The sequence below is a fragment of the Vreelandella malpeensis genome (genome assembly GCF_020622355.1).
Lineage (GTDB): Bacteria > Pseudomonadota > Gammaproteobacteria > Pseudomonadales > Halomonadaceae > Vreelandella > Vreelandella malpeensis.
The window spans coordinates 26,823-42,265 of the sequence record NZ_WHVL01000005.1 but is presented as its reverse complement, the minus strand read 5'-3'; the positions used below and the strand labels follow the sequence as shown (position 1 = coordinate 42,265).

Here is a 15,443-nt window from a genome sequence, read left to right as displayed (position 1 = left end):
GCTCCGCCCTCAAAAATGCAGAATGTCGCGCCCGGCGCGATACAGCGCGGCCAATTCAGCGTTCGAGATTACCCGTGCAGCGGGTATCAGCTGCTCGACCGCAAGCCCGAGCCTTTGAAGGCTCTCCTCTGCCACCAACAACTCGTCGATATCGTACATCGCGAGCATCGCAAGGGTCGGGTGCACGGCTTTCTGTCCCGGCGCCCCCGCCGCCTGGTCCTTGACCAGCGCCAGCACCCCCTGCCCTTGGAAAAGTAGCGTGACCGGCTCGCCGAAGGCCGCCGCGACCAAGGCAACGTCGAGACCTTCACGCAGGGCGTTGGAGTCGTAAGGCGCTCGGCTGAGCGTGATCAGGCGGGAAACGTCATTGGCCATGGCATCCTCTCAGGCAAAGGTCAGGAAACGGTCGCAGCGGCGCTGCAACTCGAGCAGTTGGCCCAGCCCGGTCAGCTCGAAGGGGGCGTCGAAACTTGCATTCTCGAGACCATGCCGTCTCGCTTCGGCATCATCCAGCACGCCTCGCCGCAGCGCGGCGGCAATACAGACATCCAGGGTAGTCCCGTGTGCCTCGTGCAGCGCAACCCAGGCATCTCGCAGATTGAGCTCATCCTGGGGCGGGCACATCAGCGAAGAGGCATTCATCACCCCTTCCTGGTAAAAGAAGACACCCGCCAGCTCATGACCTTTCGCTATCAGCGCCTGAGCGAATCGCAGGGCCGAATGGGGCGCCGGGCTTGTATAGGGCGCCCCCGTGACCAGTAGCCCGTACTTCATGCACGCTTTCTCTCGAATAAAAAAAAGACCCTACCGAAGTAGGGCCTGTTTGGGTAGCGCAAATTGTATCGATCAGTCGTTGCTCATGATGCCCAGGATAGACAGCAGGCTGATGAACAGGTTGTAGATCGACACGTAAAGAGAGATCGTCGCGAGGATGTAGTTGGTCTCGCCGGCACGGTGAACGATCTCACTGGTCTGGTACAGTATCGCCGCGGAGGCGAACAGCACGAAACCGGCAGACACCATCAGCGACAGCGCCGGAATCTGGAAGATCAGCCCCGCCACCATGGCCAGTACCAGCACGATGGCGCCGGCCAGCAGGAAGTTGCCCAGGAAGCTGAAGTCCTTCTTGGTCATCAGCGCGACGGCGGAAAGACCGATGAAGGTCAGGCCCGTCATCGCCAGCGCGTTCATGATCAGCGCGCCGCCGTTGGGCAGTGTCAGGTAGGCCGAGATGATCGGACCGAGCGTGAAGCCCATGAAACCAGTGAAAGCGAAAGTGGCGAGTAGCCCCATCGCGGAATTGGCGGTCTTGTGGACCAGGAACATCAGCCCGTAAGCACCGATGAAAAACACGAAGATGTTCATCTGCTGAATGCCCAGTGCGATGGCTGCACCTGCAGTCACGGCAGAGAACAGCAGCGTCATGGCCAGCAGCGCATAGGTGTTGCGCAATACCTTGTTGGCTCTAGCACCGCTGACCGCCTGTTCGTTATGCGGTCGTACGGTATGCGAATCGTTGAACGCCATGGTCTAAGCTCCCTAGTGGTCGTACTAACAACGGACAAGCATGCCGTCCCGTAGTTCCAGACGCAAGCCCTTGAAGTTCAAAAAGACCCGTGCTTTGGACGGTGATTCAACGCCACGTGTCCTCGGCCATATCATTACCTATACCACTTGGAGCAACAAATGCGAGCACAATTTCAACATCAGGTACGGGTCGGTCATAGCGCCGTACAGCCCATCGCGTCTTGCAAACGCCCTGCCATTTACCCGTTCATCAAATACGTCGTTGCCTGTACGACTATGGCGGTAAGTGTCCAGGCGCTCGGCTATTCGCCAAGTGGTGAAGATATCGACTACCAGGTCGACAACGAGGCTTTCGAAGGCTATTTCGTCAAGGCCCAAGGGACATCAAGAGGCAGCGTTCTGCTCGTGCACGATTGGGATGGTATCGACGATTACGAGCGCGAGCGCGCCGATATGCTGGCCGAACAAGGCTTCGACACCTTCGCGGTCGATCTTTTCGGTGAAGGCCATCGCCCTCAGGCGACGGAGGAGAAACAAGCAGCGACTCAGGCGCTCTATGATGATCGCCAGCGAATGCGCGAACTCACCCAGGCGGGACTAGAATAGGCGCACACACTGGGGGCGGCAACCGGCACCATCGTGCTTGGCTACTGCTTTGGAGGCGCCGTCGCGCTTGAAATGGCGCGTGAAGGCAATACCGATGACATCGCTGCCTACGCAAGCTTTCATGGCGGACTGGAAACACCGGAAGGACAAGGCTACCCAAGCGATACGGCGCCGATCTTCATCGCCCACGGCGGCGCCGATGAATCGGTAAGCCTTCAGGACGTGGCAACCTTTGCCGACGAGCTCGAACAGGCCGGCCTGAATTATGAAATCGGCATCTACTCTGGTGCGCCTCACGCTTTCAGCGTCTTCGGAAGCGACCGTTATGATCAGCAAGCGGACGAGCGCTCCTGGCACACCTTTCTGGCATGGCTCGACGAGACGCTGTGAGCATGCCCTTCTCCATTACGTGAAGATGCACTACGTTTAGAGTTCGCTCATACAAGGAGAAGGATCACCATGACCCGATTTGCCGTCTATCGCGCAGTAAAGGAAGATGCCGCCATCGACGCGGAACCCGAATGGTGGGTCGTCGATACCCGTGCAGATGTTCCACTGGTGCATCAACGCGTGGCGACCAAGCCAGAGGCGGACGAGGTGGTCGCCCGCCTCAACGACGAAAGCAATCAATAAGCGCCCGGTGCGACGACGCTTCTTTCAACTTTCCACTTCGCGCAGGTCGTCGACGCTGACCCCTTCGGGCAGCTCATCGGCCTTGGCGGGAAGCCATACGGGATTGAAGTCGCTGTCTTCGCGACCATCGTCGAACGTGTGACCGGGGATACGGTAGACCACGCATTCTCGCTTTACGTCCCAGGCATAGACTCTTTCCATAACATCACCTCGCTGTCTCGAACACACCGGGCGATGCGCTTCTCGCGTCATCGCTGGTATCATCAAAAGGTGTCACTCACGCAACCGTCTTGGAGACATCAATGAAACATCTTCTGACTCTCGCCCTAATCGGCGTCATGCTGGCCAGTGCTGGCTGCGCCTCCGGACCCTCCTCGTCGCGCAGCGCCGAATGCCGCAAACAGGCTGAGGAGATGGGCGACACGAAGCACTACGGTGACTGCCTGCGCGGCGCCCGAACCCAGAGTGGCTTCTGATTCGCCCCGCGAGCGAAAAAGGCCCGGTCAGTGACCGGGCCTTTGAGTATCTAGTCGCGATCGGCCTTGTGCGAGGCCTCTCTCAACGTCTTTTCCAGGGAGTGATGATCGCCATCGGCATCATCGACGAGAAATTCCGAATGCGGGTGGTGGTGCTTGGGTTGAACATCGGCACCGCACTCATCGCATTTCTGAGGATCTTCTGGCGGACCTTTCTTCGCTGAAGGGTCATACTCCTTGCCACACTTGTCGCATTTCTCGATATGCTGCATGTCGTCTCTCCTGACCTAGCCACTTCTCCTATTGAACACTACGTGTCGCAATAGGTTCCTTGATCCACGTTGCCAAAAACCTTTTCCGGCGAAGGCTACGTGGCACGAAACGCGCACCTGTTATTGTCGGCGCTTCATCTTCCAGTATAGGTGGATCTGATAAACTATCCTTGGAATTCAATTTTTTATAGGTACAGGATGTCGCAGCCTTTCAACGCTAGCCGTCCTTTGTGGCGGGTACGGCGCTTTCTGGAGCGCTTCTCGAGTACGGGGCTCATCACGGCCACGCTCCTGTTCGCCCTTTCGCTCACGCCGAGCCTGGTGCCGCGCCCGCTGTTTGCCCAAGGCATCGTCTCGGGGCTTTGCATCAGTGCCGGTTACGCGATCGGCGTGCTGCTTCACGAAGCATGGCGCTATCTGCGACTTCCCGAGCCCCGCGCGCGCACTCGCCGGCTGGTCTCCCGCGTGGCCTGGCTTGCCGGCGCCCTCGTCGCCGCCCTGTTTCTCTGGCAGGCCTCCAACTGGCAAAACGGCATCCGGCTGCTGATGGGCATGGAGCCCGACAGCGGTACTCGCGGGGTGAGCATCGCCGCCATTGCCCTGCTGATCTTTTTCGGTTTCTACCTTGTCGGGCTGGCGTTTAAACGCACTTATCGGCTGATGTCCCGACGGGTGTTCTTCTTCTTGCCACGCCGCCTTGCCTACCTGCTCGGCAGCCTGGCGGCACTGGCGCTTTTCTGGCTGCTCATCGAAGGGGTACTGTTCTCGCACGCGTTGCGTTTTGCGGATCGCTTCTATCAGCAGCTCGACGATGTCATGCAGGACGACCTGGCCGCCCCCCTCGACCCATTGCGCCCGGGAAGCGACGCCTCGCTCATCAGTTGGGAGGCGCTGGGTAGCCGCGGCCGGCGCTTCACTACCGAAGGCCCTGACGGAGACGAGATCGGTGACTTCCTGAACGCCCCGGCGTTGGACCCGATCCGGGTCTACGTGGGGCTCAATGCTCGAGAAACCGCCGAGGAGCGCGCCGAGCTTGCCCTGGCGGAGCTCGTGCGCATCGGCGGCTTCGAGCGTTCGATGCTGGTTCTAGCCACCCCCACCGGGCGCGGCTGGGTAGACCCCGGCGCCCAGGACACCATCGAGTACCTGACGCGCGGTGACATCGCCACGGTCACCGCGCAGTACTCCTACCTGCCCAGTCACCTGTCACTGATCGCCGAGGGCGACTATGGGGTGGAGAGCGCTCGCGCCCTGTTCATCGCCATTTACCGCTACTGGAGCGAGCTGCCGGAAAACCAGCGCCCGGCGCTCTACCTGTTCGGACTGAGCCTCGGGGCGCTCAACTCCGACCGCTCTTTTGACTTCTACGACATTATCGAGGACCCGTTCGACGGGGCACTGTGGGCCGGCCCGCCGTTTCGAAGCGACACGTGGCGCAGCGTCACCGCCGACCGCGACGCCGGCTCCCCCGAGTGGCTTCCGGTGTTTCGCGGCGGTCGCGGCGTACGCTTCATGAACCAGACCCTTGGCTACGACGGCTACGCCGAACCCTGGGGAGACTTCCGCATTGCCTACCTTCAGTACGCAAGCGACCCGATCGTCTTCTTCGACCCCGCCGCCTTCTGGCGCGAGCCGGACTGGATGCGCGCGCCCCGCGGCCCGGACGTCTCACCGGCGCTGCGCTGGTACCCGGTGGTCACCATGTTCCAGCTGCTGGTGGATCTGGCCACCGGCGGTGCACCGCCGGGGTACGGACATGAAGTGGCCGCCGAGCACTATCTCAAAGCCTGGAATGCGCTGGTCGAGCCCGAAGGGTGGAGCGAGAGCGACCTGGAAAGGCTGGCGGCGCACGTCATGGCCGCGCACCAGGGGAGCGAGTAGGCACACTTTCAATGCGCCTTGGATGGCGTATAATGCGCGCCCCAACGGCGCAAGCGCCGCCCAGGAGGGTTCCCTAACCCCTCGCGCACTCAAAAAGGCTCATGCATGTTCGCACTTACCGATACCCAGCACCGTCGCTGCCTGACGGTCATGGTTCTCTTTCATATCGCCGTCATCGCCGCCAGCAACTACCTGGTACAGCTTCCCTTCACCCTGTTCGGCCTGCACACCACCTGGGGCGCCTTCAGCTTTCCGTTCATTTTCCTGGCCACCGACCTGACCGTGCGCCTGTTCGGCAAGGGGCCAGCGCGTTCGATCATCCTGCGCGTCATGTTTCCTGCGCTGGTGATCTCCTACGTCGTCTCGGTGATCTTCCCCCAGGGGGCCTTCGCCGGCATCGAGGCGCTGGGCGAATGGAACCTGTTCGTGGCGCGCATTGCGCTGGCGAGCTTTCTGGCCTATTTCCTGGGTCAGTTGCTGGATGTCCAGGTGTTCGACCGGCTGCGCCGGCTTGCCTGGTGGGTGGCGCCGGTCTGCTCGACGATTCTGGGCAACCTGGCGGACACCTTCGCCTTCTTCTTCACCGCCTTTCATAATAGCCCCGATGCGTTCATGGCCGCCCACTGGGTAGAGATCGCCATGGTGGATTACGCCATCAAGCTCTTGATCAGCCTTCTGTTCTTCTTGCCGCTGTACGGGCTATTGCTGGCCTGGCTGACGCGCCGACTGATGGTCTGGACCGGCCAGCGCGATAGCACACCGCGCACGGCCTGATAAGCGCCTTCACTCCAAGGAGTTTCCATGAACACTACCCCTTCGCTCGATCTTCACTTCATCGATGCCGCCGCCCCGGAGGCGGACGCCACGAAAGCGCCGCTGGTGGTACTCCATGGGCTTCTGGGTAGCGCGGACAACTGGCGCTCGCATCTCAAGGTATGGCAGCAAAAGCGCCGGGTGATCGCCGTGGATCTTCGCAACCACGGCCGCTCGCCCCACGCCGAAGGCATGACCTACGCCGAGCTGAGCCGTGACGTGATCGAACTGCTCGCGCGCGAGGGAATCAAGCGGGCGCACATCCTGGGCCACTCCATGGGCGGCAAGGTGGCGATCAGCCTGGCGCGCACGGCACCCGAAATCACCGCCACGCTGATCGTGGGCGATATTGCCCCGGTGCGTTACCAGCACGGTCATGACGACGTGTTTGCCGCACTGGACGCGGTTCGCCAGACGCGCCCGGCGACGCGACGCGACGCCGATGCGCTGATGGCCGAACACGTCGATGCCCGCCCGACGCGACTGTTTCTGGCCACCAACCTGGTCAAGGACGCAGACGGCGCAATGGCGCTGCGCGTCGGACTCGAGGAGATCAGAAACGGCTACGAGGACGTGATCGACGAGCCTGCCGGCGAGCGAGCGTTCGAGGGGCCGACGCTGGTGCTGCGCGGCGCCGACTCCCATTACGTCACCGACGACATGCTTCCCACCCTGCGCAAGGTGCTGCCCAAGGCGCGCCTGGTGACACTCAAGGCAGCCGGCCACTGGCTGCACGCCGACCAGCCCGAGGCGTTCCAGCAGGCGGTCGAGGCCTTCATTGACGCCTACGACGAACAGCGCGCGTAGCCAAAAAGGGGGATTAGAGCGCGGTGATGGTCAGCCGGTGCGCCTCGGCGTCGCGCAAGAAGCGGTTCAGGATACGGTAGGTGTCGACATCGAATTGCGGCGCCGCTCCCTTGATCCGTTTCGCCTTCGCCAGCGTCTCGGCACTGCCGAGATAGCACCAGTGATCGACCGCGTGGTAGGCCGAGCGGCGCGTCCGGGCACTGCGCTCGCGTATCACGATTCGCCCGGGCCATGGCCAGGCATCGACCTTGAGCCGTTCGAGCGCCATTTGCGCCCGGGCGGTATGCGCCTCGAGCGACTCCTTCTGGCAGCACGCACCGAGACACTTGCCTAGCTGCTGCTTGAAGCAGCGCCCTTTCCCCTTGTCCAGCCCCAGCACCTGGGCGCAGAGCTTGTGCTCGTCGCACAGGGTACGCAGCGCCTGCTTGGCTTCGGCTGCATTGCGAAACAGCCCGAAGCACTGGCCCGGTTCCGCATTGGCCAGCACGGCGCTGCCGGCGAGTGTCGGCGCGTGCTCGCCCTCCCCCCAATACCAGGTCTTGAGCCGCCCTTGGCGGCGCAGCTGGCGATTCATGATCGGCATCAGCTCCTTGATCAGCTGCGCCTCGCGAAGCTGAGCCCCCAGGTCCCCCGCCGTCTCCTCCCACTCGACGTGCTGGATCTGCTGGAGCATGCGCATCGCCTTGTCGTCCTGGTGATCGCGCTGAAAGTGGCCTTTTACCCGATTACGCAGGTTGATGCTCTTGCCGACGTAGAGCGGCAATCGGTTGTGCCCGTAGAAAAGATACACCCCCGGTGCCGACGGCAGGTCCGCGATGATGTCGCTATCCAGGTTCGCGGGAAGGTTCTTGTGCTGGTGCTCCTGGGCGAGTGCCGCCTGCCAGGTCTCGCCGTCGAAACGCTGCTGCCAGACTTGCCACAGCTGCCAAAGCGCGTCGGCGTCATCCTCGGCGCGATGAGAACGCCTGGAGTCGATCGCGAAACGCGAAAGCAGCGCCTTCAGATTGTGCTGACGCTGCTGCGGCTCGAGGCGCCGGGAGATGCGCAGCGTGCACAGCACCTCGGGGCGATAGTCGAGGCCGGCGCGCTTGAAAGCATTGCGCAGAAAGCCTGCATCGAAGCGGGCATTGTGGGCGACCAGACGGCCGTCACTTAGCCACTCCCGGAGTGCCGGCGCGACCTGCGCAAAGCTCGGGGCACCGGCGACCATCTCGTCGTGAATGCCGGTCAGCCGGGAGATGAACGGCGGGATGGCGACGCCGGGATCGATGAGACTCACCCAGCGTTCGGTGATCTGCCCCTCGACGACCTTGAGAGCAGCGATTTCGGTGATCCGGTCCCGAGTGGCGCGGGTACCGGTGGTTTCCAGGTCGATGAAGATCAGCGCTTGCTGGCTCATGGCACTCCATTGAAAGAGGGATTTACTCCTGTAACGCGTGCGGGTCAATGGCCAGCCGCGAGACCGGCAACACCGTCTCGATGATGCCCCGAGAAAGAAGATAGGCTTCGAACGCCTGGTAGCGGCGAGTGTTCACCGCCGCCGGACTCAGCGACATGCGCCTAAGGAGTGCCTCCCAGCCGGCTTGGTTCACTTCGTTGTCCAGAATGGGGTGACGTTCAGTCACCAGTGCCCAGGCCGCCTCGGGATTATCGATCATCCAGTGGCTCGCCTGCTCCACGGCGGTCATGAAACGTGCGATGCTCTGGACGGTGTGGGCAAGCGTAGTCGCATTCGCCACCACGACCAGGCCGTCGTGACGCGGAATGTCGATCTCTTCGTAGTGAATGACGCGACTGTCGATGCCTTCCGGGGCGAGCTGGTCCGGCAGCGTGGCGTAGTAGCCGTCGGCGATCACGTCGACCCGGCCATCGACCACGGCGGCGGCGGCATCGAAGTGCACGTTGACCGGTTCGACGAAATCATCGGTCTGACGAATCGACTGCGGAACGAGGCGCTCGGCCACCACGCTCTCGCCCTCCCGAGTGGAGAAGCCGTAGCGCAGCCCGGCAAGTGAAGCCGGTTCGTCGACGCTCGCCGTCGACCGGGTGACGATCACCGCGTTGAGCGGCGTCTCCACTAGCGTGCCCACCCTCACCAAAGGCTCACCGGCATGCGCCTGCAGATGCAGGATGGGTTCGCGGGTCAGCGCCAGCTCGACTTCGCCGGCGGCCAGCAGCTTGAGCGGCAAGGTCGGGTCCGCCGGGCTCAAAAGCTCGACATCGAGCCCTTGGTCCTCGAAGAGTTCACGCTCCTTAGCGATCACCAGCGCGGCGTGCTGTGGACTCAGGTACCAGTCCAGCATCACCGCGAACGCCTTGAGCGGTGGCGGGTCGAGCGGTGGCGGCAGCGCCAGAGTCGCCGATGGCGCGGGATCGCTGCTCGACGCCTCTTCCCTGGGGATCTCGTCGAGCCCCGGCTCAGGGGTGACGAGCAGCGGCTCACGCGGCGTCTCCCAGAGCCCATCGGGAACGACGACATCGGTATCGAGGGTCAAACGCGCCCCGTCGGCATCGTTGACGACCGTTTCATCGCTTGCATAAAGACTTGAATTTAAAAACAATAAAAAGGCGATCAGCGCCGGTGTTCCATACCGTCGCCAAGGCAAAACCAGGTGCGCCATCACTCCACACTCCAAAGTCGTGAAGGCGGAGTGTAGCGGCAGGTCGGCGAGGATGACCAGTCCTCGATGACAGGATGCACCGGTGATCACGATAAATTATTCGGTGACATGCAATAATAGAGCGGCATTGATGTAGAGACGGAGAAACATGGACACACTGTATACCTTTTTCCTGGTGGGCGGCGCCTTGATGGCGCTGAGCATTCTGGCCAGCCGGCTTTCATCGATGTTCGGCGTTCCGCTATTGCTGATTTTTCTGGGGCTTGGAATGCTGGCAGGCGAAGAGGGGCTGCTGGGCCTGGCTTTCGACGACTACTCGATGGCCTTCACCATCGGCCACCTGGCCCTGGCGATGATCCTGCTCGATGGCGGGCTGCGCACCCGTCTGAAAACCTTCAGGGTGGGTTTCAAACCGGCACTATCGCTGGCCACCGCCGGGGTCTTCGTTACCAGTGCCCTGGTCGGACTGATCGCCATGTGGGTGTTCGACCTGTCCTTGGTTCAGGGGCTGCTGGTCGGGGCGATCGTTGGTTCCACCGATGCGGCTGCGGTGTTCTCGATGCTCAGCGGTCGAGGAGTGAATCTCAACGAGCGGGTGAGCGCCACGCTCGAGATCGAGTCCGGCACCAACGATCCGATGGCGATCTTTTTGACCTTGATGCTGATTGAGCTTTTGACCGGCGACATCGGCGGGTTCGGCGATACGGCGATCTTCTTCATCGCCCAGTTCGGTATCGGCCTGATCGTCGGTATTGGCGGCGGCTGGCTCAGCGCCAAGCTCTTGCGCTGGCTCGATCTTGCCCCCGGCCTCTACGCCATGCTTGCCCTGGCACTGGGTTTCAGCGTCTTCGGGCTCACCAGCGTGCTGGGTGGTAGTGGCTTTCTCGCCATCTACCTGGCGGGGCTGATGATCGGTAACCAGCCCGGGCGTCACCTCAACTTCATCCTGCCTGTTCACGACGGGCTGGCCTGGCTAAGCCAGATCGGCCTCTTTCTGGTGCTGGGGCTTCTGGTCACCCCGAGTCAGCTGTGGGAGGTCATCCTGCCAGCGGGCCTGGTGGCGCTGGCGCTGATCTTCGTCGCCCGCCCGCTGGCGGTGCTCATCACCATCAAGCCATTCTTCAAGTTCCGCTGGCGCGAAACGTTCTTCATCGCCTGGGTGGGTCTGCGCGGTGCCGTGCCGATCGTGCTGGCGATCTTCCCGGTCATCGGCGGGGTCGAGAACGCTTCGCTCTACTTCAATGTCGCCTTTGCAGTGGTGCTGATGTCGCTGCTGATCCAGGGCGGCTCGCTGGGTCTGATGGCGCGCTGGCTCAAGGTCCAGGTTCCCAAGGGCATTACTCCGGATCGGCGCGGGCCGCTGGGCATACTGCCCGACAACGATTTCGAGATGTTCGTCTACGTGGTCGAGAACGAGGATCTCGACGACGTGCCGATTCGGCTGCTGCGCTTTCCATCAGGAGCATTGATCTCGGCGCTGTTTCGCAACCGTGTCATGCTGCACCCCAAGGGCAACACCCGGCTCAAGATCGGCGACGTGATCTGCGTGATCGGCCGCACCGAGGATCTCGCCGCCCTAAATCGGTTGTTCAACGGCGATGCCAAGCTGAAGCAGGAGCGCGCTTTCTTCGGCACCTTCACGCTGGACGGCAGCGCCCAGATGCTCGACGTCGCCCAGGCCTACGGGCTCACCCTGAGCCCCGGCGAGCGGGAAATGAGCCTGGCCGACTTCATTGCGCTGCGCGTTGGCGGCCATCCGGTCGTGGGTGACGACATCGACTGGCACGGCATTCACTGGGTCGTCAGCGAGATGGAAGGTTCCACGATCACGCGTATCGGCCTGCGTCTTTACTGATCCATCCAAAGGCGTTGACTTCCAAGGAAAAGGTGGTATTATACGCACCCATAAGCCGGAGGGATGGCAGAGCGGTTGAATGCACCGGTCTTGAAAACCGGCATAGGTTAATAGCCTATCCAGGGTTCGAATCCCTGTCCCTCCGCCACCTTATCGAAAAGGCCTCGACATCGTCGGGGCCTTTTTCGTATGGGTTATGCTCTATTCGGTCTGGACCGCTCGTCACTACTCTCGGGGCGCAGCCTGCCCGGCTTGGCCGATATCGCGTTCGCACAGGGCCGCGTGAATCTCTTCGAGGCTTGCCGGATCGTCGATGGTCGAAGGCACGGCATAGGCCTTGCCATCGGCCATGGTGCGCATGAGCTTGCGCAGGATCTTGCCGGAACGGGTCTTGGGCAGGCGGTCGACCACCAACACCTGCTTGAGCGCGGCGACCGGACCGATCACCTCGCGTACCCGCTTTACGAGCTCCGCTTCGAGTCTGGCCTCGTCGCCGTCGAAACCGTCCTTGGCAATGACGAACCCCAAGGGCAGTTGCCCCTTGAGATCGTCGTGGATGCCGATCACCGCGCACTCCGCCACAGCCGGATGCCCACCCAGCACCTCCTCCATCTCGCCGGTGGAGAGCCGATGCCCCGCCACGTTGATCACATCGTCGGTGCGCCCCATGATAAACAGGTAACCTTCGGCGTCGAAATGACCGCCGTCACCGGTCAGGTAGCTACCGGGAAACGCCGCCATGTAGGCGCTGTGAAAGCGCTGGGGGTCCTTCCAGATGCCGGTGAGGCAGCCCGGCGGCAGCGGCTGGCGAATGACCACGCTCCCCTCGCTAAGCGGCGCGGCGGGTGCGCCATCGCGTTCGAGGATCGCCACGTCGAACCCCGGCATCGGAAAGGTCGCCGATCCCGCCTTGGCCCGGGCGAGCTCGATACCCGCCGGGTTGGCGGCGATGGGCCAGCCTGTTTCGGTCTGCCACCAATGATCGATCACCGGCACGTCGAGCACGTCCTCCAGCCAGTGGAAAGTGGGCGGATCCAAGCGCTCACCGGCGACGAAGACGTACTCGAGACTCGTCAGGTCGTGGCGCGCCAGAAGTCGCGCGTCCGGGTCCTCCTTCTTGATGGCTCGAAAGGCGGTCGGCGCGGTGAAGAAGCTCTTGACCTTGTACTCGTCGATGATGCGCCAGAAGCTGGCCGCATCCGGCGTCTTCACTGGCTTGCCCTCGTACAGCACGCTCGTGCAGCCGCGCAATAGCGGTCCGTAGACGATGTAGGAGTGGCCCACCACCCAGCCGACGTCCGAGGCGGTGAAGCACACCTCTCCCGGCGCCAGGTCGTAGACGGCTTCCATCGAATAGGCGAGCGCCACGGCGTAGCCGCCGGTGTCGCGCACCACACCCTTGGGCTTGCCGGTGGTGCCGGAGGTGTAGAGGATATAAAGCGGGTGTGTGGCCTCCACCGCAACACACTCGGCGGCGGCGGCGGATTCAAGCTCCTGCCAATCATATTCGCCCTCGCCGAGCTCGGCGCGGTTAAGATCGCGCTGGAAGATGACCGTCGCCGAAGGCTTGAAACGGCTCTGAGCCAGAGCCTGATCGACGATCGGCTTATAGGGCAGCACGGTATTGATTTCGACACCGCAGGAGGCGGCGATGACCACCTTGGGCTCGGCATCCTCGATACGCAGGGCGAGCTCGTGGGGCGCGAAGCCGCCGAACACCACCGAGTGGATCGCCCCGAGCCGCGCACAGGCGTACATGGCGATCACCGCCTCGGGCACCATGGGCATGTAGATCACCACCCGATCACCTTTCGTCACCCCAAGCTGCGCGAGCCCGCCGGCGACACGTGCCACGCGATCGCGAAGAAGCCGATAGCTCAGGGTCTGCTTGGTGCCGGTAACTGGCGAATCCCAGTAGAGCGCCGCTTGCTCGCCGCGCCCCTGTTCGACATGATGATCGAGCGCAGCATGGCAGATATTGAGCGTACCGCCCTCGAACCAGCGTGCGTGCTGCTGATCGTCATAGCTGAGAATGGTGTCCGGGGCGCGAAACCAGGGAATGCGCCGGGACTGATCGGCCCAGAAGGTCTGCGGTGCGTCGAGCGCGGCGCGATAGATGGTGTGATAGCGGCTCATGGTCACCTTGTGTTTATTGTGTCGATGGCCGAAGAATCGGTGCTGTTGACACAATAAGCAGTTATCGCCGCCTCGACCTTCATACTATTGGCTAACGCTCGCGCTCATCGCGCCAGGCTGCTATGGCCATGGCAAAGATCGTCAGACCATCAATTTCCTGACCATTGATAAAGCGTTAAACGCCCACTTGGACAAACATCGCTAAATTAACGAGCATTGATCAACAATAATTCAACGTATGATCGCGCCGTAACTGCAATTTCGACGCTACTGGCGAACGCCATTTCCACCTATCCTGGTCGCGTCGGCAAGGAGATCTTCATGGCTACTTCCCCAAGCGCCGCCTCGCGCCTGCTCGAACACGATGGTCATGCCTTGGAGGCGGGCACGTTGCTCCTCAAGGCACTGGCCAACGAGAAACGTCTGCAGATTCTCTGCCTGCTCATGGAGCGCGAGCTATCGGTCACTCAGATCAACCAACAGCTCGCCCTCAGCCAGTCGGCTCTCTCGCAGCATTTAGCGATTCTGCGCCGCGATGACCTGGTACAGACCCGGCGGGAATCCCAGACGATCTACTACTCGCTGAGCAGTGAAAGCGCCAAGGCCGTACTGTCGGCCCTAGCACACCACTACGCGGCGTGATCAAGGCGCGAAAGGCGCCGCGTGAACCATACCTTCAACGGCGTTGCCAGCCAGACGCCTCGAGCATCCCCAGGGCCTTGGTCACCGCCTGCTCGACGCCCGCCGACACCGCCTTGCCGAAACGCCGGCCCAGCGTACGCGGCGGCTCCAGGCGCAGGGTGTAGACCTCCGCCTTCTTCATGCGCTCCACGAGATATGCCTCGCTCGTCCCCACGCTATCGATCAGACGCTGTTCGAGCGCTTCGCTGCCGTACCAGATCTCGCCAGTGGCGAGCTTGTCGATCTCCATGCCGGGCCGGTGGCGCCCCACGTACTCCTTGAAGAGCCGATGGGTATTCTCGAGATCGTCAATGAACTTGGCTCGCCCCTCTTCGGTGTTCTCGCCCAGCACCGTGAGCGTGCGCTTGTAGCGCCCCGCGGTGAGAAGCTCCACATCGATATCGTGACGCTTGAGGAGCCGGTGGATGTTGGGCACCTGGGCGACCACACCGATCGAACCGATCACCGCGAACGGCGCCGCTTTTATGTGATGGGCGGTGCAGGCCATCATGTAACCGCCGCTGGCCGCCACCTTGTCGATGCACACGGTGGTGACGAGCCCCGCCTCGCGCAGCCGGTCGAGCTCGGCGGCGGCCAGGCCGTAGGCGTGAACCAGCCCGCCTCCGGATTCGAGCCGTATGACGACTTCGTCGTCGGGGCGCGCCGCCTCGATGACCGCCGAGACTTCCTGGGCGAACTGCTCGGTCTGCGAGGCCTTGATATCGCCGTGAAAACTCAACACCCACACGCGCGGCGATGGGTTGCCGTGCTTTTGTGCCGCGTGCTTGCGCCGCGCCTTTTCCTCGCGGCGTAACGACTTGATCAGCTTCTTGCGCGCGCTCTCGGCAGTCCCGGCCACTCTCAGACGCCGGGTGCGCCCGCGGCGCTGCTCGTTGAGCGATTCCACGTGCAGCGTCGGCTGACGCTCGCCACTGCGCTTGCCGCGCAACAGCACCAGTCCCGCCAGTACTAGCAGTACCGTCAGAATGAGGCTCTGAATCAGGAAGGTGCCTATATGGACGATCCATTCACTCATCTGCACTCTCCTTTTGCAGTTGTCGGCATGTCGCGAAGGCTCTGCCTGTCGCGACGCTTGCCTAAGAAGAACGTTTTAAATAGTCTGCCAAGGCGTACG

Annotated in this window: 16 protein-coding genes, 1 tRNA gene and 1 pseudogene; 9 read left to right on the top strand and 9 right to left on the bottom strand. The window is 62.2% G+C overall.

From position 1 onward, the window contains the following. Positions 1-9: 9 nt before the first annotated feature. The 3 genes from GEV37_RS11970 to GEV37_RS11960 all read right to left on the bottom strand — a co-directional run bounded on the left by GEV37_RS11970 (position 10) and on the right by GEV37_RS11960 (position 1,527). On the bottom strand, positions 10-375 hold the full coding sequence (locus tag GEV37_RS11970; RefSeq protein WP_227390496.1) for a DsrE family protein: 366 nt from the start codon (positions 373-375) through the stop codon (positions 10-12). A gap of 9 nt (positions 376-384) precedes the next feature. Continuing rightward, on the bottom strand, positions 385-774 hold the full coding sequence (tusD, locus tag GEV37_RS11965) for a sulfurtransferase complex subunit TusD (RefSeq protein ID WP_227390495.1): 390 nt from the start codon (positions 772-774) through the stop codon (positions 385-387). Positions 775-846: 72 nt separating this feature from the next. Continuing rightward, entirely contained in the window at positions 847-1,527 is a 681-nt protein-coding gene (locus tag GEV37_RS11960) for a Bax inhibitor-1/YccA family protein (protein WP_227390494.1), read from the bottom strand. A gap of 159 nt (positions 1,528-1,686) precedes the next feature. Between GEV37_RS11960 and GEV37_RS11955 the strand changes: the two are divergent. After that, positions 1,687-2,523, top strand: a pseudogene (locus GEV37_RS11955) (dienelactone hydrolase family protein). A 69-nt stretch (positions 2,524-2,592) separates the two neighbouring features. Then, positions 2,593-2,766, top strand: coding sequence for a hypothetical protein (locus GEV37_RS11950; protein ID WP_227390493.1), 174 nt, complete (start codon positions 2,593-2,595; stop codon positions 2,764-2,766). 24 nt (positions 2,767-2,790) lie between these two features. Here GEV37_RS11950 and GEV37_RS11945 read toward each other — a convergent pair whose 3' ends face one another. Continuing rightward, the gene (locus GEV37_RS11945) at positions 2,791-2,967 is read right to left on the bottom strand and encodes a hypothetical protein (protein WP_227390492.1); all 177 of its coding nucleotides are present in this window, start codon (positions 2,965-2,967) and stop codon (positions 2,791-2,793) included. A 101-nt stretch (positions 2,968-3,068) separates the two neighbouring features. On the opposite strand from GEV37_RS11945, the gene GEV37_RS11940 reads away from it, so the two are divergent. Further along, positions 3,069-3,242 carry a hypothetical protein gene (locus tag GEV37_RS11940; protein WP_227390491.1) on the top strand — a complete coding sequence of 58 codons (174 nt, stop codon included), beginning with the start codon at positions 3,069-3,071 and terminating at the stop codon, positions 3,240-3,242. 50 nt (positions 3,243-3,292) lie between these two features. Here the strand turns inward: GEV37_RS11940 and GEV37_RS11935 are convergent, their stop codons facing one another. Then, positions 3,293-3,514, bottom strand: a complete 222-nt coding sequence (locus GEV37_RS11935; protein WP_227390490.1) for a hypothetical protein — start codon at positions 3,512-3,514, stop codon at positions 3,293-3,295. A gap of 198 nt (positions 3,515-3,712) precedes the next feature. Here GEV37_RS11935 and GEV37_RS11930 point away from each other — a divergent pair, with 198 nt between their 5' ends. The 3 genes from GEV37_RS11930 (at position 3,713) to GEV37_RS11920 (ending at position 7,015) form a co-directional block, all read left to right on the top strand. Further along, positions 3,713-5,395: an alpha/beta hydrolase gene (locus GEV37_RS11930; protein ID WP_227390489.1), complete on the top strand. Its 1,683-nt coding sequence runs from the start codon at positions 3,713-3,715 to the stop codon at positions 5,393-5,395. Between the two features lie 105 nt (positions 5,396-5,500). Further along, the gene (locus GEV37_RS11925) at positions 5,501-6,169 is read left to right on the top strand and encodes a 7-cyano-7-deazaguanine/7-aminomethyl-7-deazaguanine transporter (RefSeq protein ID WP_227390488.1); all 669 of its coding nucleotides are present in this window, start codon (positions 5,501-5,503) and stop codon (positions 6,167-6,169) included. A 27-nt stretch (positions 6,170-6,196) separates the two neighbouring features. Next, positions 6,197-7,015, top strand: coding sequence for an alpha/beta fold hydrolase (locus tag GEV37_RS11920; protein WP_227390487.1), 819 nt, complete (start codon positions 6,197-6,199; stop codon positions 7,013-7,015). 13 nt (positions 7,016-7,028) lie between these two features. On the opposite strand, the gene GEV37_RS11915 is transcribed toward GEV37_RS11920, so the two are convergent. Beyond that, positions 7,029-8,414 carry a 3'-5' exonuclease family protein gene (locus tag GEV37_RS11915; RefSeq protein WP_227390486.1) on the bottom strand — a complete coding sequence of 462 codons (1,386 nt, stop codon included), beginning with the start codon at positions 8,412-8,414 and terminating at the stop codon, positions 7,029-7,031. 22 nt (positions 8,415-8,436) lie between these two features. Further along, on the bottom strand, positions 8,437-9,510 hold the full coding sequence (locus GEV37_RS11910) for an ABC transporter substrate-binding protein (RefSeq protein WP_227390485.1): 1,074 nt from the start codon (positions 9,508-9,510) through the stop codon (positions 8,437-8,439). A 274-nt stretch (positions 9,511-9,784) separates the two neighbouring features. On the opposite strand from GEV37_RS11910, the gene GEV37_RS11905 reads away from it, so the two are divergent. Both GEV37_RS11905 and GEV37_RS11900 read left to right on the top strand, forming a co-directional pair. Further along, a complete protein-coding gene (locus GEV37_RS11905) occupies positions 9,785-11,491 on the top strand; it encodes a potassium/proton antiporter (RefSeq protein ID WP_227390484.1) in 1,707 nt (568 codons plus the stop codon). A gap of 57 nt (positions 11,492-11,548) precedes the next feature. After that, positions 11,549-11,639 (top strand) — tRNA-Ser (locus GEV37_RS11900). 77 nt (positions 11,640-11,716) lie between these two features. Here the strand turns inward: GEV37_RS11900 and GEV37_RS11895 are convergent. Continuing rightward, complete coding sequence (locus tag GEV37_RS11895) at positions 11,717-13,681, bottom strand: acetate--CoA ligase (RefSeq protein ID WP_264477789.1); 1,965 nt, start codon at positions 13,679-13,681, stop codon at positions 11,717-11,719. Positions 13,682-13,948: 267 nt separating this feature from the next. Between GEV37_RS11895 and GEV37_RS11890 the strand changes: the two genes are divergently transcribed. After that, the gene (locus GEV37_RS11890; protein ID WP_227390482.1) at positions 13,949-14,269 is read left to right on the top strand and encodes an ArsR/SmtB family transcription factor; all 321 of its coding nucleotides are present in this window, start codon (positions 13,949-13,951) and stop codon (positions 14,267-14,269) included. A 34-nt stretch (positions 14,270-14,303) separates the two neighbouring features. Here GEV37_RS11890 and sohB read toward each other — a convergent pair whose 3' ends face one another. Continuing rightward, on the bottom strand, positions 14,304-15,344 hold the full coding sequence (gene sohB, locus GEV37_RS11885; protein ID WP_227390481.1) for a protease SohB: 1,041 nt from the start codon (positions 15,342-15,344) through the stop codon (positions 14,304-14,306). Positions 15,345-15,443 lie beyond the last annotated feature (99 nt).

Coding starts and splice junctions, on each gene's coding strand:
- GEV37_RS11970 (WP_227390496.1), bottom strand. CDS start 375: ATGGCCAATGACGTTTCCCGCCTGATCACGCTCAGCCGAGCGCCTTAC.
- tusD (WP_227390495.1), bottom strand. CDS start 774: ATGAAGTACGGGCTACTGGTCACGGGGGCGCCCTATACAAGCCCGGCG.
- GEV37_RS11960 (WP_227390494.1), bottom strand. CDS start 1,527: ATGGCGTTCAACGATTCGCATACCGTACGACCGCATAACGAACAGGCG.
- GEV37_RS11950 (WP_227390493.1), top strand. CDS start 2,593: ATGACCCGATTTGCCGTCTATCGCGCAGTAAAGGAAGATGCCGCCATC.
- GEV37_RS11945 (WP_227390492.1), bottom strand. CDS start 2,967: ATGGAAAGAGTCTATGCCTGGGACGTAAAGCGAGAATGCGTGGTCTAC.
- GEV37_RS11940 (WP_227390491.1), top strand. CDS start 3,069: ATGAAACATCTTCTGACTCTCGCCCTAATCGGCGTCATGCTGGCCAGT.
- GEV37_RS11935 (WP_227390490.1), bottom strand. CDS start 3,514: ATGCAGCATATCGAGAAATGCGACAAGTGTGGCAAGGAGTATGACCCT.
- GEV37_RS11930 (WP_227390489.1), top strand. CDS start 3,713: ATGTCGCAGCCTTTCAACGCTAGCCGTCCTTTGTGGCGGGTACGGCGC.
- GEV37_RS11925 (WP_227390488.1), top strand. CDS start 5,501: ATGTTCGCACTTACCGATACCCAGCACCGTCGCTGCCTGACGGTCATG.
- GEV37_RS11920 (WP_227390487.1), top strand. CDS start 6,197: ATGAACACTACCCCTTCGCTCGATCTTCACTTCATCGATGCCGCCGCC.
- GEV37_RS11915 (WP_227390486.1), bottom strand. CDS start 8,414: ATGAGCCAGCAAGCGCTGATCTTCATCGACCTGGAAACCACCGGTACC.
- GEV37_RS11905 (WP_227390484.1), top strand. CDS start 9,785: ATGGACACACTGTATACCTTTTTCCTGGTGGGCGGCGCCTTGATGGCG.
- GEV37_RS11890 (WP_227390482.1), top strand. CDS start 13,949: ATGGCTACTTCCCCAAGCGCCGCCTCGCGCCTGCTCGAACACGATGGT.
- sohB (WP_227390481.1), bottom strand. CDS start 15,344: ATGAGTGAATGGATCGTCCATATAGGCACCTTCCTGATTCAGAGCCTC.